This is a genomic window from Sphingopyxis sp. LC363 (assembly GCF_000756385.1).
Lineage (GTDB): Bacteria > Pseudomonadota > Alphaproteobacteria > Sphingomonadales > Sphingomonadaceae > Sphingopyxis.
On the sequence record NZ_JNFC01000015.1, the window covers coordinates 38,599 to 59,181 of the forward strand.

Annotated in this window: 18 protein-coding genes; 4 read left to right on the forward strand and 14 right to left on the reverse strand. The window is 65.5% G+C overall.

Features of this window, described 5'->3' with window-relative positions; genetic code table 11:
* Positions 1-12: 12 nt before the first annotated feature.
* Positions 13-348, reverse strand: a complete 336-nt coding sequence (locus FG95_RS07495; RefSeq protein WP_052182193.1) for a c-type cytochrome — start codon at positions 346-348, stop codon at positions 13-15.
* A gap of 146 nt (positions 349-494) precedes the next feature.
* Here FG95_RS07495 and FG95_RS07500 point away from each other — a divergent pair, with 146 nt between their 5' ends.
* Positions 495-1,658, forward strand: coding sequence for a Gfo/Idh/MocA family protein (locus tag FG95_RS07500; protein WP_037555027.1), 1,164 nt, complete (start codon positions 495-497; stop codon positions 1,656-1,658).
* A 13-nt stretch (positions 1,659-1,671) separates the two neighbouring features.
* On the opposite strand, the gene argJ is transcribed toward FG95_RS07500, so the two are convergent.
* The 6 genes from argJ to FG95_RS07530 all read right to left on the reverse strand — a co-directional run bounded on the left by argJ (position 1,672) and on the right by FG95_RS07530 (position 8,845).
* Positions 1,672-2,898 carry a bifunctional glutamate N-acetyltransferase/amino-acid acetyltransferase ArgJ gene (gene argJ, locus FG95_RS07505; protein ID WP_037555028.1) on the reverse strand — a complete coding sequence of 409 codons (1,227 nt, stop codon included), beginning with the start codon at positions 2,896-2,898 and terminating at the stop codon, positions 1,672-1,674.
* Between the two features lie 197 nt (positions 2,899-3,095).
* Entirely contained in the window at positions 3,096-4,529 is a 1,434-nt protein-coding gene (locus FG95_RS07510; protein ID WP_037555056.1) for an aldehyde dehydrogenase family protein, read from the reverse strand.
* A gap of 95 nt (positions 4,530-4,624) precedes the next feature.
* Positions 4,625-5,935: a M20/M25/M40 family metallo-hydrolase gene (locus tag FG95_RS07515; protein WP_037555030.1), complete on the reverse strand. Its 1,311-nt coding sequence runs from the start codon at positions 5,933-5,935 to the stop codon at positions 4,625-4,627.
* A gap of 138 nt (positions 5,936-6,073) precedes the next feature.
* Positions 6,074-6,685 carry a flavodoxin family protein gene (locus FG95_RS07520; RefSeq protein ID WP_037555032.1) on the reverse strand — a complete coding sequence of 204 codons (612 nt, stop codon included), beginning with the start codon at positions 6,683-6,685 and terminating at the stop codon, positions 6,074-6,076.
* Positions 6,686-6,737: 52 nt separating this feature from the next.
* On the reverse strand, positions 6,738-8,222 hold the full coding sequence (locus FG95_RS07525) for a PQQ-dependent sugar dehydrogenase (RefSeq protein ID WP_161786540.1): 1,485 nt from the start codon (positions 8,220-8,222) through the stop codon (positions 6,738-6,740).
* Positions 8,223-8,326: 104 nt separating this feature from the next.
* Complete coding sequence (locus FG95_RS07530) at positions 8,327-8,845, reverse strand: SRPBCC family protein (protein ID WP_037555033.1); 519 nt, start codon at positions 8,843-8,845, stop codon at positions 8,327-8,329.
* Between the two features lie 146 nt (positions 8,846-8,991).
* On the opposite strand from FG95_RS07530, the gene FG95_RS07535 reads away from it, so the two are divergent.
* Entirely contained in the window at positions 8,992-9,204 is a 213-nt protein-coding gene (locus FG95_RS07535) for a helix-turn-helix transcriptional regulator (protein WP_037555034.1), read from the forward strand.
* Positions 9,201-9,860, forward strand: a complete 660-nt coding sequence (locus FG95_RS07540; protein WP_037555035.1) for a hypothetical protein — start codon at positions 9,201-9,203, stop codon at positions 9,858-9,860. The genes FG95_RS07535 and FG95_RS07540 overlap by 4 nt, the downstream gene beginning before the upstream one ends.
* 14 nt (positions 9,861-9,874) lie before the next feature.
* Here the strand turns inward: FG95_RS07540 and FG95_RS07545 are convergent, their stop codons facing one another.
* From FG95_RS07545 to FG95_RS07575, 7 genes are all read right to left on the reverse strand, one after another.
* Positions 9,875-10,405: a nuclear transport factor 2 family protein gene (locus FG95_RS07545; RefSeq protein ID WP_235211491.1), complete on the reverse strand. Its 531-nt coding sequence runs from the start codon at positions 10,403-10,405 to the stop codon at positions 9,875-9,877.
* A gap of 102 nt (positions 10,406-10,507) precedes the next feature.
* Complete coding sequence (gene glnA / locus FG95_RS07550; RefSeq protein WP_037555036.1) at positions 10,508-11,920, reverse strand: type I glutamate--ammonia ligase; 1,413 nt, start codon at positions 11,918-11,920, stop codon at positions 10,508-10,510.
* Between the two features lie 68 nt (positions 11,921-11,988).
* Positions 11,989-12,327 carry a P-II family nitrogen regulator gene (locus FG95_RS07555; RefSeq protein WP_037518110.1) on the reverse strand — a complete coding sequence of 113 codons (339 nt, stop codon included), beginning with the start codon at positions 12,325-12,327 and terminating at the stop codon, positions 11,989-11,991.
* 226 nt (positions 12,328-12,553) lie between these two features.
* On the reverse strand, positions 12,554-14,740 hold the full coding sequence (locus FG95_RS07560) for a PQQ-dependent dehydrogenase, methanol/ethanol family (RefSeq protein ID WP_037555037.1): 2,187 nt from the start codon (positions 14,738-14,740) through the stop codon (positions 12,554-12,556).
* 214 nt (positions 14,741-14,954) lie between these two features.
* Positions 14,955-15,794, reverse strand: coding sequence for a type I methionyl aminopeptidase (gene map / locus FG95_RS07565; RefSeq protein WP_037555038.1), 840 nt, complete (start codon positions 15,792-15,794; stop codon positions 14,955-14,957).
* Positions 15,795-15,964: 170 nt separating this feature from the next.
* Positions 15,965-18,304: an ATP-dependent Clp protease ATP-binding subunit ClpA gene (gene clpA / locus FG95_RS07570; protein WP_037555060.1), complete on the reverse strand. Its 2,340-nt coding sequence runs from the start codon at positions 18,302-18,304 to the stop codon at positions 15,965-15,967.
* A gap of 343 nt (positions 18,305-18,647) precedes the next feature.
* Entirely contained in the window at positions 18,648-18,917 is a 270-nt protein-coding gene (locus FG95_RS07575) for a hypothetical protein (RefSeq protein WP_037555061.1), read from the reverse strand.
* A 110-nt stretch (positions 18,918-19,027) separates the two neighbouring features.
* On the opposite strand from FG95_RS07575, the gene FG95_RS07580 reads away from it, so the two are divergent.
* A complete protein-coding gene (locus FG95_RS07580) occupies positions 19,028-20,500 on the forward strand; it encodes an ATP-binding protein (RefSeq protein ID WP_037555039.1) in 1,473 nt (490 codons plus the stop codon).
* Positions 20,501-20,583: the final 83 nt, after the last annotated feature.

Here is a 20,583-nt window from a genome sequence, read left to right on the forward strand (position 1 = left end):
CTGCCTTCCCGGTCACTTGGTTTCGGCTTTGAGATAGGCGATCAGTGCCGCGCGGCGCGCCGGATCGGTCACTTTGACGACCATGCGCGTGCCGGGCACCTTCTTGGTCGGCGCGGCGAGATATTCGTCGAGCGATTTTTCATCCCAGCGAATTTTCGAGGCCTTGAGCGCCGGGCTGTAATTGAACCCGGCGACCGAGCCCGCCGTCCGGCCCATCAGGCCGTGCAGATTGGGGCCCATCACGCTTTTGCCGCCCGCTTCGAGCGTATGGCAGGCCTTGCACGCGGCGAACGCCTGCGCACCGGCACCTGTCGGGCCGGCATAGGCCGCGGGAAACGGCGCAAGCATAAATGCAGTAAATATGACACCCGCGAACGGCAGGGCGAACAGAAATTTCATTATCCTCTCCCGTCTGGCAACAGCCGGTGCGATGATGTAACCGTTTAAAAACGAATAATGCAAACAATTTTATGAATTCTGGCAGAGGGAATGCGATGAACGGTCGGTCGAAAATTCGCTATGGCATGGTGGGTGGTGGCGAGGGCGCTTTCATCGGTGCGGTGCACCGTATGGCCGCCGCGCTCGATAGCGAATATGAATTGGTATGCGGTGCGTTCAGCGCCGACGCGGCCCGCAACCGGCGGAGCGCCGAAGCGCTGGGACTCGATCCCGGTCGCGGCTATGCGACCTTCGACGCTTTGCTTGCCGCGGAAGCGGCGCTTCCCGCAGGCGAGCGGATGGAAGCGCTCGCGATCGTCACGCCGAATCATCTCCACGCCCCGATGGCGATCACGGCGCTCGACGCGGGTTTTCACGTCCTGTCCGAAAAGCCGATGGCGTTGAATCTGGCCGAAGCGCAGGCGATCGCCGCGGCGGTCGCGCGCAGCGGCAAGCTCTACGGGCTGACCTTCACCTATAGCGGCTATCCGCTGATCGAAGAGGCGCGCGTGCGCGTTGCGCGCGGCGATTTCGGCAAGATCCGGCTGGTGCAGGCCGAATATTCGCAAGGCTGGCTCAGCCGGCCGATCGACGCGGACGGCAACAAGCAGGCCGAATGGCGGACCGATCCGGCGCGGGCCGGGCTCGGTGGCTGTCTCGGCGATATCGGGACGCACGCCTTTCAGCTTGCCGAGCATGTCTCGGGGCTTGCGGTCGAATCGCTGAGCGCCGAACTGACCACGCATGTTGCGGGCCGCCGCCTCGACGACGATGTGGCGGCGCTGCTGCGTTTCGAAGGCGGCGCGCGCGGCGTGTTGAAGGCGAGCCAAGTCGCCGCGGGCGACGAGAATGGCCTGCGCCTGCGTATCCATGGCGAGGAAGGTGGGCTCGAATGGTCGCAGATGGAGCCGAACAGCCTGACGTTGCGCTGGCTCGACCGCCCGGCCGAAGTGATCCGCGCCGGCGGGCCGGGGCTCGATCCCTCGGCGATGGCGCGGCTGCGCACCCCGGCGGGGCATCCCGAAGGCTATATCGAGGCGTTCGCTAACCTCTATCGCAGCTTCGGCCGCGCGCTGCGCGCGGGCGACGCGACGCCGCCGCCGCGCGGCGCGGCCGGCTGGTTTCCCGGCATCGCCGACGGGTTGCGGACGATGGCCTTCGTCGAAGCGGTGGTCGCGAATGCGTCAGGCGATGCGAAGTGGACCGCGCTCGCGGACTGACGATCGCGCGGCGTCAGCTACGGTAATCGGCGTTGATGCTGATGTATCCGTGAGTGAGGTCGCAGGTCCAGACGGTCGCGCGGCCTTCGCCGAGCCCGAGGTCGGCGCCGATGCGGATGTCCTGCCCTTTGAGATGCGCCGCGACGGGCGCTTCGTCGTAACCATCCACCGGCAGCCCGTCCTTTGCGACCCAATGATCGCCGAAGCGGATCGCGAGGCGGTCGCGGTCGGCGGGTTCGCCCGCTTTGCCCACCGCCATGACGACGCGGCCCCAGTTCGCGTCCTCGCCCGCAATCGCGGTTTTCACCAGCGGCGAGTTGGCGATGGCGAGCGCGACGCGCTTCGCACTGTCGTCGCTGGTCGCACCGGTGACCTGGATTTCGATGAATTTCGACGCGCCCTCGCCGTCGCGCACCACCTGATGCGCGAGGTCGAGTGCGACTTCGCGGATCGCGGCGTAGAGGGCGTCGGCGCCGGGATCGTCGCGCGTGGAGAGCAGGGCGTTTCCGGCTTGCCCCGTTGCGAAGAGCAGCACCGTGTCGCTGGTCGAGGTGTCGCTGTCGACGGTGATGCTGTTGAAGCTGCCGCCGGTCGCTTCGTTCAGCATCTCCTGCAACAGCGCGGGCGCGACCGCGGCGTTAGTGAAGATATAGCCGAGCATCGTCGCCATGTCGGGCGCGATCATGCCCGAGCCTTTGACGATGCCTGCGACGTGGACGGTCGTGCCGCCGACGATCGCGCTCGCGGCGGCGCCCTTGGCAAAGGTGTCGGTGGTGCCGATCGTCTCGGCGGCGGCTTCCCACGAGCAGGGCTCGGCGGTGAGCGCGGCGTCGACGCCGGCGCGCGCCTTGTCCTTGGGCAAGGGAACGCCGATCACGCCGGTCGAGCTGACGAAGACTTCGCTTGGCGCGCAGCCGAGGTGGCCGGCGACCTGTTCCATGATCTGCTCGACCGCCTCGCGCCCGCGATAGCCGGTGAAGGCATTGCTGTTGCCCGCGTTGACGATGAGCGCGCGGCCCGATCCGCCCTTTACCTGTTCGCGGCCGAGTTCGACTTCGGACGAGCAGCAGACATTGCGCGTGAAGACGCCTGCGACGGTAGTGCCGGGCGCGAGCTCGACGAAGGTGAGATCGCAGCGGTCCCAATCTTTGTAGCGCGCGCGCGCGACGCGGCGCGTGACCCCGGCGATGTCGGGGAGCGCGGGGAAGGTGGCGGGGGCGAGCGGCGAATGGGTGGTCATGCCAGCGCGTGTAGCTTTCCGGTGCGCAAAGAAAAACCCCTCCCTGCAAGGGAGGGGCCTTTGATCCTCCCTGTCGCGAAGCGATGGCGAGGTGGCAGTCGCGTAGCGGCTGACGGAGGGGCTTGGGCGCGGCCCCTCCACCACCCGCTCCGCGGGCGGTTCCCCTCCCCACGGCTTCGCCGCAGGCAGGAATCGATTTACGCAGGAATGCCGCTGATCGATTTCACTTCCATAAAATCCTTCAGCCCGAACACGCCGCCTTCGCGGCCGTTGCCCGACGCCTTGTAGCCGCCGAACGCCGCGCCCGGGCCGGGGCCCCATGCGTTGACCGCGACCATGCCGGCGCGCAGCTTCGGCGCGATCTCGGCGGCCTTGGCCGGGTCGCCCGAAACGACGGCCGACAGGCCATATTCGGTGTCGTTGGCGATATCGACCGCCTGTTCGAGCGTGTCATAGGCCATGATCGTCGCGACGGGGCCGAACACCTCTTCCTTCGCGATGCGCATGTCGGGGGTGACGCCCGAGAAGACGGTCGGCTTGATATAATAGCCGCGGTTGACGTTCGAGGGCAGGCCGGTGCCGCCGGTCTCGAGCGTCGCGCCTTCATCGATCGCCGACTGGATCAGGCCCTGGATCTTGTCGAACTGCGCCTTGTTGACGACGGGGCCGATATGGCCGCCCTCGGCCTGTGGATCGCCGACCTGTGTGCCGTCGAACATCGCCTTGATCACGCCAACGGCTTCGGCCTCGCGCTCCTTCTGGACGAGGATGCGCGTCGGCGCGATGCAGCTCTGGCCGGTGTTGACGAGCACGCCCTGCACCGTCGGGGGCAGCACCGCGGCGAAATCGGCGTCGGGCAGGACGATGTTCGGCGACTTGCCGCCGAGCTCCTGATGGACGCGCTTGACGGTGTCGGCCGCCGCCTTGGCGACGAGGATCCCGGCGCGGGTCGATCCGGTGAAGCTCACCATCTCGATGCCGGGGTGCGCGCTGATCGCGTTGCCGACCGTCGGGCCGTCGCCCTGCACGAGGTTGAACACGCCGGCGGGGACGCCCGCGGCGTCGAGAATCTCGGCGAAGATCACCGCGTTGCCGGGGCATTCTTCGGAGGGCTTGAGGATCATCGTGTTGCCCGCGGCAAGTGCCGGGGCGACCTTGAGCGCGATCTGGTTGAGCGGCCAGTTCCACGGCGTGATCATGCCGACGACGCCGATCGGCTCATACGCGATCATGCCCGCGGCATATTTTTCGGTGAAGCTGAAATCCTTGAGCGCGGCGATCGTGCCGAGGAAGCCGCCGATGCCGGCGCCGACCTGCGCGGTGCCCGCGAAGCTGACCGGGGCGCCCATTTCGGAGGCCATCGACTTGGCGAGATCGGGCGCGCGCTTCTTATATTCCTCGACGATGCGGTTCAGCAGGTCGACCCGTTCTTCGCGCGTCGTCTGCGAGAAGCTCTTGAAGGCCTCCTTCGCCGCGGCGACGGCATCGTCGACGTCGGCGGCGGTACCGAGCACGACGGTCGACGCCGCTTCCTCGGTCGCGGGGTTGATCACGTCGTGAAGCTTGCCACCCTTGCTGTCGACCCAGCGGCCGCCGATGTAATTTTGTTTGAGGTGCGTTTCGGTGCTCATCATTCTTCTCCCATCGGCGGTCAATTCCGTCTCGGATTGCTACCTAATCACTGTGGCGGATGAATCAAGCAAGGCCAACTGCCAAATCTGGCGGGTCAGCGTTTTTCCGCAGCGAGCCGCGACATCAATATGGCGGCGCGCGTCGCCTGACGGCTGATGCTGGGGATGTCGACCGTCTCCTCGGGGCCGTGATCGCCCGTCGAATAGGCGCCGAGTCCCGCGAGGCTGTCGACGTGCGGCGCGACGAAGCTGATGTCGGCGGCGCCGCGCTTCAAGGGATCGAGCGCGGCCATTTCGGCGAGACCGAGGTCGCGGTTGACGGCGTTGAGCCGCGTCAGCAGCGCGCGGTTGCCGTCGGTCGGCGCCATTGCCGGATAGCCGCCGGGGTCGAAAGCGAGGGTGGCGCCGGTGCCGGGGGCATGATCGGCGACGATCGCCGCCATCTTGTCCTTCACGCGCGCCGCCTGTTCGGCCGACAGCGTGCGCAGGTCGCCGCGCGCGATCGCGGTCGCAGCGATGATATTGGTCTTGCCGTTCGCGCTCGCGCGAATCTTGCCTTCGTCGAGCGACACCTGCTCGCCGCCCGCGATCAGTCCGACGTTGAAAGTCAGGTTCGGTTCGGGCAGCTCGGTGCGAAAGCGGTGGATGATGCGCGCGAGCTCATAGATCGCGCCGTCGCCGGCATCGGCGCTGAAAATGCCCGAGCTGTGCCCCGTCTTGCCGGTCGCGGTGACCTGCCAGCTTTCCGACGAGCGCCGCGCGATCGAACTCATGTCGGCGCCGCCATCGCGGACCAGGCCTTCGAACCCCAGCGCGACGTCGACGCGCTTGCCCGCGGCGATCAGGTCGGCACGCGCGACCGCTTGCGGATGCCCCGTATCTTCCTCGTCGCCGGTCATGTGAAATTCGATATTGGCGCCCTTCAGCGTCCCCGCCTTGTGCATCGCGCGCAGCGCCGCGACGACGACGACCATCCCGCCCTTGTCGTCGCTGACTCCCGGCCCCTTCGCTTTGTCGCCCATGCGTTCGAAGCGCTGGAACGGCGAGTCGGGCTCGAACACCGTGTCGAGATGCGCGATGAGGAGCAGGCGCTTGGCGTCGGGCTTGCCGGCGTGCGTCGCGATCAGGTGGCCGGCGCGGCCGGTCTTGCGCATCGGCTTCCATTCGACCTTGAAACCCAAGGGTTCGAGTTCGGCGCGCATCATCGCACCGACCTTTTCAACCCCTTCGAGGTTGAGCGAGCCGCTGTTCTGGTTGACCAGTTTTTCGAGCAGCGCGAGGCTGCGACCCTGTTCGGCCTCCACCGTCTGCACCATCGCGCTCTCGGCTTTGCTCAGCTTCGCCTGCGCTGTGGGGGCAAGGGCGAGCTGGAGGGCGATGAGAGCGGCAAAGGGCAATGATTTCATGGGGACTCCGGATGATCCAAACGTCGCCCCCGTGAAGGCGGGGGCCGCCGGCAACCCTGCGCTACCTCTCTAGCGGCCCCCGCCTTCGCGGGGGCGACGGTCAGTTTGTGCCTCGCTTGAAGCCTTCGCGCAACCTCGTCAGCCCGGATAGGGCGCATCCTTCAGCAACCGCGCGAGATGTGCGGCGTTCGCCGCGACCATCCCGGCGGTCTCGGTCACCTTCTTCGGCGCTTCCTTCAAATCCTTGAAGTCCACCGAACCCATCGCCTCGCCGACCCAGTAACAGGCGGCGACTGCGGGGATCGTCCAGCCGACATCGTTCAGCGCCTGAAAGATTTGCGACGCAACATTATGCGCGCCATCCTCGTTGCCGACGATCGCGGCGACCGCGACTTTGGAATAGCTGGGCATCCGCCCCTTGGCGTCGGTTTCGGAGAGGAAGGCGTCCATCCGTTCCATCACGAGCTTGGCGACGCTCGATGCCTGTCCCATCCAGATCGGGGTGCCAAAGATCAATATGTCGGCGGCGAGGATGCGCTCACGAATCTTCGGCCAGTCGTCGCCTTCGCCCTCGTCCGATGTGACGCCCCATTTGATGTTGTGCGCGGCGATTCGGATCGGGTCCGCGACCGTCACCTCATGCGCGGCGAAATGTTCGGCGAGCACCGCGAGCATCGCGTCGGTCGAGCTTTTCCGCCCGCGGCTTGAGAGCGAGCAATTGATTGCGGTGGCGGTGAGGGGGGCGGCCATGATGGCTCCTTTGCGGGTTAGTCCCCCGCTCGAAAAAGCCGCGCCGCCGCGCTCAGGTTCCCTGGCGCACCATGAAAATATCGCCGCCAAGGCTGACGAGGAACAGATTGCCGGCGCTGTCCTCGCCGAAGGAGGCGATCGAGTTCAGTGTCCCCGCGTTGGGCGCGAAATCCTCGTTGCGCCGCGCGAAACGCGATGAGGCGAGCGTCTGGCCAGGGACAAGGCTGGAAAATGGGACCGTCCAGATATTGTCCGAGACGAAGTCGGCGAAGACATATTGACCCTGGAGCGAGGTCACCGGGCCGCGGTAGACATAGCCGCCGGTGACCGAATTGCCCTGCCGCGGACCGTCGCCGTGACCATATTCGGCGACCGGATCGATCAGGCCGCCGGGCGGCGTGCCGGTATAGGGCCGGGTGCCTTCCCTGAAACGCCAGCCGAAATTGAGGCCCGGCTGGGTGGTCGTCACCATATCGATTTCTTCGACCGCACCCTGGCCGACGTCACCTATGATCAGGGTCGATCCCGAGAAGGAAAAACGGAACGGATTGCGCAAGCCGGTCGCGTAGACATAGCGGTCGCCGCCGCCGGCCAGATAGGGATTGCCAGGGGCGGGCGCCAGGAAACCCTCATCGCTGGGAACCGATGCACCCGCATAGGGGTCTTCGACCACCCGGATCCGCAATATCTTGCCGAGCCGCGAATCGGGATTCTGGGCGTTATTACCCGGATCACCCGAGCCCCCGCCATCGCCCACCCCGACATAGAGCAAGCCGTCGGGGCCAAAGGCCATCGCGCCGCCATTATGGTTGTTCGCCCCGGGATGCGGTATCGCAAGCCTCGCCAACACACGGGGCGATCCGGAGAGTGTTCCATATTCGCGAATCTCGATGTCACCGGAGGCATTGGTGCAATAGATCATGAAGCGATCCGAATTCGCCGGGTTGGGCAGCAGCGCCATGCCGAGCAGCCCGCGTTCGCCGTCGGTCGACAGGTCGCCGATCGTGAAGAGCAGCGTCTTCGCGCCGGTCGAAGGGGTCAGGCGATAAACGCCCCCGGCCTTTTCCAGCACATAGACGTCGCCGCTGCCCGGAATGCCGAGAAGGAAGGTCGGCTGATTAAAGCCGGTGCCGACGCGCTGGACGGATATGCCTTCCTTCGAATTGGTCAACGTGACATTGATCGTCTGGCTGACATCCGCTCTGCCGTCGCTGACGCTGAGCCGGACCGCATAGACATTGTCGCCGTCGGCATCGCCCGGAAGATCATAATCGGGAGCTGCGTTGAAGCGGAGCGCGCCGGCGGCGGTGACCGAAAAGCGCGCCGCGTCGGCGCCGCCGTCGATGGCGAAGGTTAGCGCATCGCCGTCTGGATCGGTCGCCGTTGCCTGATAGGCGGCCGTGCTGTTTTCGGCGACGCTGGTGGTCTGGAGCGAAGTGAATGCTGGAGACGTGTTTGCGGCGGGTGCCGTCCCGCCATCGCTTCCACCTCCGCCGCAACCGGTCAGAATCAGCGAGGAGAGTAAAAGGACGCGCATCCGCATGATCCAGAACCCCATTTCGTGATCAACGTCAGGGAAGGGTGACACTTGCCGGCGCAGCGCGCAAGCTCGGGTCTTGGCCGACGGATCGGAGAAATGCGTCAGGCGGCCTCGTCGATCTCCTCGAAATCGTCGAGCTTGCCGAGCGCGTCGCGCGCGATCCGTTTCAGCGCGGACCGGTTGACCTGAAGACCTTTCGCGCCGCCGCCGGTCAGTTCGTCGATGGTGAATGCGACCCGCGTGCGATCGGGCGCCAGTTCCTCGAAAGTGAATTTCAGCCCTGTCGTGAGTGCGCCGTCATCGACGCTGTAGATCAGATGCGCCTCTCGCGGGATTTCCATCGCGACGGCGACCTTGACTTTGTACGCTTCGGGCCGTTCGTCGGGGATCAGCTTTTCGAACCCGGGCTCGCCCTTTTCGGCGACAAGTTCGTAGAGCCGCGTCGATCCGCCGTTGGTGACGAGCGGCAGGCCGGCGAAGGCGCCGTCGTCGCCGAACATCTTGGCGAACACTTCCTCGCGTGGTGCGGCGACGGTGCGCGTCTGGTTCACCAGTTCGATCATCTTGTCGCAGCCGGCGGCGAGCAGGGTCGCGGCCGCCAGAATCACGATACGCATCATCGAACATCCCCCTCGATCTCGTCCGCCTTTTAACCGCGCCGGCTTACCAAAGCGTAATCGCGGCGCGGCGGAGGATGGGTGTAAAGAGTGTTTGACAGTTTGACGCGAAGCCTGTAAAGAGCTCTTGACAGGTGAAGGGATGGCCTTTGGAAAATCGGGTGCGCGAACATCGCGAAGGTGCGGGATGGAGCCAGGGCGAACTGGCCCGCCGGCTCGGCGTGTCGCGACAGACGATCAACGCGGTCGAAACCGACAAATATGACCCCAGCCTGCCGCTCGCGCTGCGCATGGCCCACCTGTTCGGGCTCGAAGTGCGCGAACTGTTTATCCATCACTGGATTCCGGAGGATGAAAAATGAGCCATTCGACGATCGACGACCGGACACGGCGGTGGAAAAAGACGGCATTCAGCGCGCTCGCCGGCATGGCGTTCGGCGCGAGCAGCTTTTCGCTGCTGATGTGGCTCGCGGGCGAGGGGCCGCTCGTCGCCATGCAGCCTTCGCGCGTGGCGTTGGCGGGTGTTGGACTGGTCTATCTGCTGACCACTGCGATGATCGGTTTCGGCCTCGCCGCGCCGCGCGCCGGGGCGCGGCTGCTCAACGTCGGCGACGCCGAGGAACTGGTCGACGACCGGGCCAAGCTGCTGCGCTCGGCGCTCTATATGGGATGGGCGGGCGTCACGCTCATGCTGGTCGCGCTCGCGCGGTCGCCCGGTTTCGCGGCCGGTCCCGTGGCGCCCGGCGTCGCGCTCGCGGCGCTGGCGGTCCTGCTGGTGGTGAGCTTGGCGTCGTTCCGCTGGCTCCGCGTCTATGACGAGTTCGACCGGCAACTCGGGCTGGAGGGCGGTTCCTGGGCCTTTTTGATCGCCTGCGCGATCCTTCTGCCCTGGGCGGCGTTCGACGCGCTCGGCTGGAACGCGTCGCTTTCGGCGATCGACGTTATCGCAGTGCTGGCGGCTTCGCTGATCGGCGGCAGCTTCGTCGCGGTCGGCAAGCGCGGCATGATGGTGCGGTAGTCCCAGATAACGCTCTAGCCGCCATCCGGATCGGCGGTTTCGGGCAGTGGCGTCACTTGGGCGTAGACCAGCCGCCAGCCGCCGTCGCGCCACAGCCAGTGATCGGCAAAGCGATGGCGATCGACGAAGGGTTCGCCATCGGCGGTGCCGCGCAACTCGTTGGTCGCGGCCAGCAGCGCGCTATTGCCTGAGATAATCCAGCGGGGTTCGCTCGCACGGAAGGGTTCGATGCGAATGGCGGGCGCCGTCAGCGCGCCGATGAAGTCCGCTTTGTCGCCCTTTGCGCCGCTACCGCGGACCCAGAGAAAATCCTCCGCGATCAGCCGCTCAAGCGCGGCTTCATCCTTTGCCGCGATCGCTGCGTCGAGCTCCAAAGCCGCCTCGCGATAGCCCGCCGGAGTGGTCGCGGGTTCCGCCCGATCGCTGGCGTAGGCGCACGCTGCCGTCAGAAGGAGCATCGCTGCCGCCGTATGGAGCCGCTTCACCAACTGTCTCTCCTCTTTGCGCGTTTGCAAAGGCTTGCCCGGGCTGGTCGCCGCGCGCAACTACGTCGGGGGTAAGCGGGCAAGGCGCGGCGAGCAAGCGCATAAGCAAAGGGGCGCCCGGTTCCCCCGAACCGGACGCCCCGCTACAAAGCCCCCTGTTGGTCAGGCGCTGTAGTACATATCGAACTCGACCGGGCTCGGCGTCTGTTCGAAGCGGTAAACCTCGTCCCACTTCAGCTCGACATAGGCCTCGATCTGGTCCTTGCTGAACACGTCGCCCTTCAGGAGGAAGTCGTGGTCGGCCATCAGGCTGTCGAGCGCTTCGCGAAGCGAGCCGCACACGGTCGGGACTTCGCTCAGTTCCTCGGGGGGCAGGTCATACAGATTCTTGTCCATCGCGTCGCCGGGGTGGATCTTGTTCTGGATGCCGTCGAGCCCCGCCATCAGCAGCGCCGAATAGCAGAGATAGGGGTTCGCCATCGCGTCGGGGAAGCGGAATTCGACGCGCTTCGCCTTGGCGCCCGCGCCGTAAGGGATGCGGCACGAGGCCGAACGGTTGCGGCTCGAGTAAGCGAGCAGCACCGGCGCTTCGAAGCCCGGGACAAGGCGCTTGTAGCTGTTCGTCGTCGGGTTGGTGAAGGCGTTCAAGGCCTTGGCGTGCTTGATCACGCCGCCGATGAAATAGAGGCACATGTCGGAAAGCCCCGCATAGCCGTTGCCGGCGAAGAGCGGCTTACCCTTTTCCCAGATCGAGATGTGGGTGTGCATGCCGCTGCCGTTGTCGTCCTTGATCGGCTTCGGCATGAAGGTCGCGGTCTTGCCATAGGCGTGTGCGACCTGGTGCACGACATATTTGTAGATCTGCATGCGGTCTGCGGTTTCGGTGAGCGTGCCGAAGGTCAGGCCGAGTTCGTGCTGCGCGGCGGCGACCTCATGGTGATGCTTGTCGCACGGCAGGCCCATTTCGAGCATCGTCGAGACCATCTCGCCGCGGATGTCGACCGCGCTGTCGACCGGGGCGACGGGGAAATAGCCGCCCTTGGCGCGCGGACGGTGCGCGAGGTTGCCGCCCTCATAGCTGCGGCCGGTGTTGGTCGGCAGTTCGATATCGTCGATCTCGAAGCCCGACTTGTTGTAGCCGGTTTCGAAACGCACGTCGTCGAACATGAAGAATTCGGCTTCGGGGCCGACATAGACGGTGTCGCCGATGCCGGTCGAGGCGACATAGGCTTCGGCGCGCTTTGCCGTGGTGCGCGGGTCGCGGGCATAGCCTTCGCCGGTCGAAGGCTCGACGATGTCGCAGAACATCACGAGCATCGGGGTTGCCGAGAAGGGGTCGTCATAGACGGCGTCGAGGTCGGGCTTCAGGATCATGTCCGACTCGTTGATCGCCTTCCAGCCTTCGATCGACGAGCCGTCGAACATCAGGCCGTCTTCGAGTTCGTCCTCGCCGAGGACCGAGGCAACCATGGTCAGATGCTGCCACTTGCCCTTGGGGTCGGTGAAGCGCAGGTCGACCCACTCGATGTCGTTTTCCTTGATCCGCGCGATGATATCCTTGGGCTTCGTAGCCATCGTTTAGCTTCCTTCTTGCGAAATGGTCCGGCGTGCCGGGTTGTCGGGTTGTCGAAAATGTGGAGAGATTAAAGCGCATCCTCGTTGCGTTCGCCGGTGCGGATGCGGAGCGCGGTCTCGACCGGGATGACGAAGATCTTGCCGTCGCCGATCCGGCCGGTCTGCGCGGCGGCGGCGATTGCCTCCACGACGCGCTCCGCCATCGAATCCTCGACGATGACCTCGAGCTTCACCTTGGGCAGAAAGTCGACGACATATTCGGCGCCGCGATAGAGTTCGGTGTGACCCTTCTGCCGGCCGAAACCCTTGGCTTCGGTGACGGTGATCCCGCTGACACCCACTTCGTGCAGCGCTTCCTTCACTTCGTCGAGCTTGAACGGCTTGATGATCGCCTCAATCTTCTTCACGCTTCTCGTCCCCCTTTGGGCTGGTCGCCGCTTTCGCACGTCAAGCCGGATCAGGCCTGCCTGTCCGGTCCGCCGTCGAGTCGGTGCGGTGTCCCGCCATCTTGCACCAATCAAAAGCCGTGCCAATTGGCGAATCGCGGGGATTTGGTAAGAATTTCGAAACGAAATGAGGCCGCTGCCCAAAGCGCGAGCAACGGCGTTATCCGGGTGCCTATAATTTGGGCAATCAGCGTCCCATCGGCGCCGACGCGTCGGGCAGGTTGGCTTTGGTCCAGTTCGAGCGGTCGATGACATAGGCGCGCAGCGCCTCAGCATCGGCGGGGCTCAGCACCTTGGCGAAGCTCACCATGCCGCGGTCCTTGAGCGCGCCGTCGATGATGACCGATTTCCAGGCGTCGGCATTGGCGAGCGTGCCCGAAACGCGCAGGTCGGGGGTGAAGCCGTTGCCGATCGCGCTGTCGCCGTGACACACGATGCAATAGCGCCCGAAATGCGCCTTGCCCGCCGCGACCTGAGCCGGCGTGCCGAACTGCGGCGGCGGGTTCCACGCGAGCGCCGCCGAGGCGGGCGGGGCGGGGAGTTTTACCGTGCCGCCGATCTTCATCACGATGAGGCGCGGGATATTGGGCACCTTGCGCGTCACCCCGCCCGCAACCCCGGCGACGAGCGGAAAGGCGCCGCCCTTGCTCGTCTGGAACGCGACATATTGGATGCCGCCGACGCGGAAGGTCGAAGGCGCGCTGACGATCCCCGACTGCATGTCGAGGTCGAGCAATTGTTTGCCGGTGTCGGCGGCATAGGCGCGAAAGCGCCCGGTACTTGTTCCCTGGAAAACGAGGTTGCCGGCGGTCGTCATCGTGCCGCCGTTCCACGCCGCGGGATAGTCGACGCCCCACGCGACCTTGCCTGTGCGCGGGTCGAAGGCGACGAGGCGGCCGGTCGTGGCCGCGACCGCGGCGCGGAACGCCGCCTTGTCGTCGGGCAGCAGCGTTCCGGTCAGCGAGGTGCCGACGTTGAAGCCGACGACCTTGCGCCGGTCGAGCTCGTTCATGTCCTGAAGATAGGCTTGCGGAATCTGCTGCGCGGGGATGTAGACGAGCCCCGTCGCCGGATTGTAGCTCATCGGGTGCCAATTGTGCGCGCCGAGCGCGCCCGGGATCGCGATGAAGGGCTTGCCGGTCTTGTAGAAGCGCGCCTCGGGATTTTCGATCGGGCGGCCGGTGGCCATGTCGTAACCCGCCGCCCAGTTGATCCCGTCGACAAACGGCTTGGCGTCGATCAGCTTGCCGGTCGTGCGGTCGATGGTGAAGAAGAAGCCGTTCTTCGGCGCATGGTACAGCACCTTGGTGGGCTTGCCGCCCACCGCCTGCTCGGCGAGAATGATCGGCTGCGTCGCGGTATAGTCCCACGTTTCGCCCGGCGTTTCCTGATAATGCCACTTGTACTTGCCTGTCGTGGCGTCGAGCGCGACGACCGACGAGAGGAACCAGTTGTCGCCCTCGCCGTTCGAGCGCGTGCCGTGGTTCCACGGGTTGCCGTTGCCGACGCCGAGATAGATCTGGTCGAGATCCTTGTCGTAGACGATCGCGTCCCACACAGTGCCGCCGCCGCCCGAGGTCTGCCATTCGCCCTTGTCGGACCAGGTTGCGTTGGCCTTGCTCGCGAAAATGTCGTCGCTGGCCGCGCCGTCCCTGGCCTTCGTCGGGTTGGGCGCGGTGTAGAAGCGCCAGCGCTCCTTGCCGGTGTCGGCGTCATAGGCGGTGACATAGCCGCGCACGCCGAATTCGGCGCCGCCGTTGCCGATCAGCACCATGTCCTTCACGACGCGCGGCGCGCCGGTGATGGTGTAAGGTTTCGAGGTGTCAAAGGTCTGCGTCGACCAGATTTCCTTGCCCGTCTTCCTGTCGAGAGCGATCAGCCGGCCGTCGAGCGCGCCGACGAACAGCTTGTCGCCCCAGACGGCGACGCCGCGGTTGACGACGTCGCAGCAGGCATGGACCGCGCGCTCACCCGGGACCTTGGGATCGAATTTCCATAGGGGTTTGCCCGTCGCGGCGTCCCAGGCGCTGACCTTCGACCAGGCGTGGCTCACATACATCACGCCGTCGACGACCACCGGGGTCGCCTCCTGCCCGCGCGCATCGTCGAGGTCGGCGGTCCAGGCGATGCCGAGCTGCCCGACGTTCGACGCGTCAATATCTTTCAGCGGGCTGAAGCGCTGTTCGTCGTAGCTGAAGCCGATCGCGCCCCAGTCGTCGCCGTTGCCGCCGGTCTTGAGCAGGGTCTCGCTGGCCTTTTCCGCCTCGTCGAGCGATCCGCCGCCCGAGATGCTGTCATTCTTCGATGCGTTGCACGCCGCCAATGCCAAAGCCGCGCAGCCCAGCAGCGCGGCCGAAAGGACCCGTTTCGCCATAACTTGCTCTCCCGTTCGACGCCTATCGTTGACGTTAACGTCAAGAGTGCGCGCGAAGGCGCATGGGCGCAAGCGGGAAAATGGGGGATAGGAGAGGGGGCATACCGACACTCGTCATCCCGGACTTGATCCGGGGTCCACGAAGGCGAGTGCTGCGTTGAGTCATGGATCCCGGATCAAGTCCGGGATGACGAAACTGGAATCGTTGCGCCGCTTATTGCCAAGGCGGCGCGTTCAGGCCCTTGGGGCTGGCAGTGAAAATCTCGCAGCCGCTCTCGGTGATGCCGATGCTGTGCTCGAACTGCGCCGAAAGCGAGCGGTCGCGGGTCACCGCGGTCCAGCCGTCGGCGAGCATCTTCACCGCATATTTGCCGGTGTTGATCATCGGCTCGATCGTGAAGAACATGCCGGGGCGAAGTTCGGGTCCCGTGCCGGGGCGGCCGGCATGGACGACCTCCGGCGCGTCGTGGAACATCTGGCCGAGGCCGTGGCCGCAGAAATCGCGGACGACCGAATAGCGGTGCTTTTCGGCGTGCGTCTGGATCGCGTGCGCGACGTCGCCCATACGGTTGCCGGGCTTCGCCTGCTCGATCCCGAGCATCAGGCATTCATAGGTGACTTCGACGAGGCGCTTCGCCTTTACGCCCACGTCGCCGACCAGATACATGCGGCTGGTATCGCCGTGCCAGCCGTCGACGATGCTCGTGACGTCGATGTTGACGATGTCGCCCTCGCGCACCGGCTTGTCGTCGGGAATGCCGTGGCACACGACATGGTTGATGCTGGTGCAGCAGCTATGCGTGAAACCGCGGTAGCCGAGTGTCGCCGGAATGCCCCCGCCATCGAGCATCATCGTGCGGACGAGGTTGTCGATCTCCGCCGTGGTCACGCCGGGCTGGACGAAGGGAACGAGCGCGTCGAGGATTTCGGCCGACAGCCGCCCCGCCTTGCGCATGCCGGCAAAGCCCGCCTCGTCGTGCAGCTTGATCGTGCCGTCGCGGACGCGGGCGGGGGCCGATGTTTCGTCGGCGGTTACGGTGACATAGTCGTACATGGGGATGATATAGGCGATGCGGCGCCGAATTGCGAGGGCAGTAAGCCCCTCCCGCTTGCGGGAGGGGTTTGGGGAGGGGTTGTGGCGTTACAACCCTCCCCGCTGCGACTAGCGAGCAAGCTCGCAAGTCTCGCTGCCCCTCCCGCAAGCGGGAGGGGAGCTATTTGGCTTTACTCCGCCGCCTTCTCGGCCTTGCCCTTCGCCTTGCCCTTCGCGGCCTTCGGCGCGGCGGGGGGGATTTCGAAGGTCAGCGGGTTGCCGACATGGGCGTCCTCGCCGGTCTTCATCTTCACCTTGACCTCGCCGCCGTGGACGAGCTTGCCGAAGAGCAATTCCTCGGCGAGCGGCTGCTTGATCTTTTCCTGGATCAGGCGGCCCATCGGACGCGCGCCATAGAGCTTGTCATAGCCCTTGCCGGTCAGCCATTCGCGCGCCGCATCGTCGAGCTGGATGTGGACGTTGCGGTCGGCAAGCTGCAACTCAAGCTCGAGGATGAACTTGTCGACGACGCGCGCGACGACCTCGGGCGGCAGATAGCCGAAGGGCACGATCGCATCGAGGCGGTTGCGGAATTCGGGGGGGAACATGCGCTTCACCGCCTCTTCCTGCACATCCTCGCGCGTCGACTGGCCGAAACCGATCGACTCGCGCGCCATGTCGCTGGCGCCCGCGTTGGTCGTCATGATCAGGATGACGTTGCGGAAGTCGACGGTCTTGCCATGGTGGTCGGTCAGGCGGCCGTTGTCCATCACCTGAAGCAGGATGTTGAACAGGTCGGGATGCGCCTTTTCGATCTCGTCGAGCAGCAGCACGCAATGCGGGTTCTGGTCGATCGCATCGGTGAGCAGCCCGCCCTGATCGTAACCGACATAGCCCGGAGGCGCGCCGATCAGGCGCGACACGCTGTGCCGCTCCATATATTCGGACATGTCGAAACGCTGGAGCGGGATGCCCATGATCGACGCGAGCTGCTTCGCGACCTCGGTCTTGCCGACGCCCGTGGGACCCGAGAAGAGATAGTTGCCGATCGGCTTCTCGGGATCGCGCAGGCCCGCGCGGCTCAATTTGATCGCCGACGACAGCACTTCGATCGCGGTATTCTGACCGAACACCACGCGCTTGAGGTCGGTTTCGAGGCTGGCGAGCGTCGCCTTGTCGTCGGTTGACACCGACTTGGGCGGGATGCGTGCCATCGTCGCGATCACGGCCTCGATCTCCTTCGCGGTGATCGTCTTCTTGCGCTTCGACGGGGCGACGAGCATCTGCATCGCGCCGACCTCGTCGATCACGTCGATCGCCTTGTCGGGCAATTTGCGGTCGTTGATGTAGCGCGCCGACAGGTCGACCGCAGCGTTGATCGCATCGGGCGTGTAGCGCACCTGGTGGTGCGCCTCGAACGCGCTGCGGAGCCCTGCGAGGATTTTCTTGGTGTCCTCGAGCGTCGGTTCGACCACGTCGATCTTCTGGAAGCGGCGGAGCAGCGCGCGGTCCTTTTCGAAATGGTTGCGGAACTCCTTGTACGTCGTCGAGCCGATGCAGCGGATGACGCCGCCCGACAGCGCGGGCTTCAGGAGGTTCGACGCATCCATCGCGCCGCCGCTCGTCGCGCCGGCACCGATCACGGTGTGGATCTCGTCGATGAACAGGATCGCGTGCGGCAGGCCTTCGAGCTCGGTGACGACCTGTTTCAGCCGCTCCTCGAAATCGCCGCGATAGCGCGTGCCCGCGAGCAGCGCGCCCATGTCGAGCGAATAGATCACCGCGGGCAGTAACACCTCGGGCACGTCGCCCTCGATGATCTTGCGCGCGAGGCCTTCGGCGATCGCGGTCTTGCCGACGCCCGGATCGCCGACATAGAGCGGGTTGTTCTTGCTGCGGCGGCAGAGGATCTGGATCGTGCGGTCGACCTCGGCGTTGCGGCCGATCAACGGATCGACCTTGCCGGTCTTTGCCTTTTCGTTGAGGTTGACGGTGAACTGGTCGAGCGCGGTTTCCTTCTTGTTCTTGCCGCTGCTGTCCTTGTCCTTCGTCTCTTCCTTTTCCTCGGGTTCGGCCTGCGGCGAGGGTTTGCCGCCCTTGCCGACGCCGTGGCTCAAATAGGAGACGGCATCGAGGCGCGTCAGATCCTGCTGCTGCAGGAAATAGACGGCGTAGGATTCGCGTTCGGAGAAGAGCGCGACGAGGACGTTGGCGCCCGTCACCTCGTCCTTGCCCGAAGACTGAACGTGGAGGATCGCGCGCTGGACGACGCGCTGGAAGCCCGACGTTGGCGACGGGTCGCTGTGTCCCTCGACCTTCAGGCTATCGAGTTCGGTGTCGAGATAGTGGACGACCGCCGATTGCAGGTCGTCGAGCGCGACGCCGCACGCACGCATCACTTCGGCGGCATGATCGTCGTCGATCAGCGCGTAGAGCAGATGCTCGAGCGTCGCATATTCGTGATGGCGCTCCGAAGCGGCTTTCAGCGCGTTATGGAGGGTCTTTTCGAGGCTTTCCGAAAAGGACGGCATGGTCATTCATCTCCTTGCGGGGACCAGGCCGGGGAGAGGACGGCCCCCTTAGGAACATAACGTGGCGATGCCGCCGCCCCACCGCAAGGGAAAAGCGGTCGGCTTTGTGAAATTACAGTGACGGGGGTTGCACTATGGTTAACGGGGCGTCGAGGTTTGGTGACGATGGCGGTGCGGAAGTAGACGAAGTTGACACCCCTCGCGCGCGAGGACCTCGCCGGTCGAGGTCGAGAAGGGCGCGCACGGGTCATGGAGCGAGGCTAATGCGGCCGGATTTTGTAGGACAGCGATAATTTCGCGTGAAGTCCTGCGGGTAGCGGCAAAAGCCGGGCGACTACGGTCGTCAGCCGCCTTCATCTCCGCCCGTCCGGTCGACCATGTCCATGAAGTCGCGCGCCGTGTTGCGCTCGCCCTCGTCCTTGAACGCGACGTCGAGGTCGGGGGCGACGCCGAGCATGTACATCAGCGCCCACAGCGCGAAGCGGCGGCCGGGGTTGGTTTCGAGGCCGAAGTCGACGCGCATGCGTTCGGTGCCCGCGGCGTGCGCCTCGGGGCGGATCGCCGCGATGTCGGCGGTGCCGAAATAGTGGCGGAGCTGGTCGTCGAAATCCATGCCGCCCTTTTTGGCGCCTTCGCGCGGCTTGGCAAGATCGCGCGGCAAAATCCGCCGGTCCGAACCTCGCGCGGTTGTCTTTGCCCAAGCGCCCCGATAGGGCGGCCAGCGTGAAGACCAGCATCGACATCGGGACCGACAGTGCGGGGCAGGGCGTGCGCATCGACGTGCAGGAACTGCTCGCGACGCGCCTGCTCGTCCAGGGCAATTCGGGGTCGGGCAAGTCGCACCTGCTGCGCCGCATCCTCGAGGAAAGCGCCGCGCTGGTGCAGCAGATCGTGATCGATCCCGAGGGCGATTTCGTGACGCTCGCCGATGCCTATGCCCATGTCGTGATCAACGGCGGCGACTATAATGAACGCGAGATTGCGGCGATGGGCGCGCGCATCCGCGAGCATCGCGCGTCGATCATCCTCAGCCTCGAGTCGCTCGATATCGAGGCGCAGATGACCTGCGCCGCGGCGTTCCTGAATGCGCTGTTCGATGCGCCGCGCGAGCATTGGTTTCCGGCGCTCGTCGTGGTCGACGAGGCGCAGATGTTCGCGCCGAGCGTCGCGGGCGACGTCGCCGACAATGTCCGCCGCGCGAGCCTCGGCGCGATGACCAATTTGATGTGCCGCGGGCGCAAGCGCGGTCTGGCGGGGGCGATCGCGACGCAGCGGCTGGCGAAGCTCGCCAAGAATGTCGCCGCCGAAGCGAGCAATTTCCTGATGGGGCGCACCTTTCTTGACATCGACATGGCGCGCGCCGCTGACCTGCTCGGCATGGAGCGGCGGCAGGCCGAGACGATCCGCGACCTCGAACGCGGGCATTTCCTCGGGCTCGGTCCCGCGATCTCGCGGCGGCCGATCGCTGTGCGGATCGGATCGACTCAGACCTCGACACGCATGGGGACGCACGGGCTAATGCCGCTTCCGCAAGCGGGCGGCGAGGATATGCGCTCGATGCTCTTCACCGAGATGGAGGCGCCGGCCCAGCCGCGCGTCTTCGCGCCCGAACCCGAGCCCGTTGCAGCAAGCGAGGTGCTGGAACGCATCGCCGCGAGCGAAGCGTTGCACGAGGACGCCGACGCGCCGCCGGTGCTCGACATCGTCGAGGCGGCCGCGGAGGCCGAGCAGAGCGACGCGGTGGTGGTCGAGACGTTGCAGGAGATGCTCTCCGACCCCGATTGCGCCTTCCAGCCCGAAGCCTTCCTCTATCAGGATTTTTCGGTGCGCTGCCGGATGCAGAAATTGAAGAAGGTGCCGCTCGACCTCGCCGCCTTCCGCCGCCGCTTCGCGCTAGCCAAGGGGGGTGTGTTCGATCCTGCCGAGCCGCGCTGGCGCGAGGCGCTGATCGTCGCCGACCGGCTACCGCACGACATGTTCGCGCCCTTCCTCCAGATCGCGCGCGCCGCGATGGACGGCGAGCCCTGTCCCGACGACGAGATTCTCGGCCGCGCCTATGGCAGCCGCTCGCCCGGACGCATCCGCCGCCTCGTCGACTATATGGAAAAGCAGGGGGTGATCGTCGTGCGCGCCGATTTCGGCGGGCGGCGCTCGATCGGCATCCCCGAGCTCGGGCTCAGCACCGAAGCCGAATAGGCTCATCCCGTCGCGATTCCGCCGCGACCCGGCATGTTAATTCTGAATTAGCCACCTAAAATCTTGGGATTGCGCACGCGCGG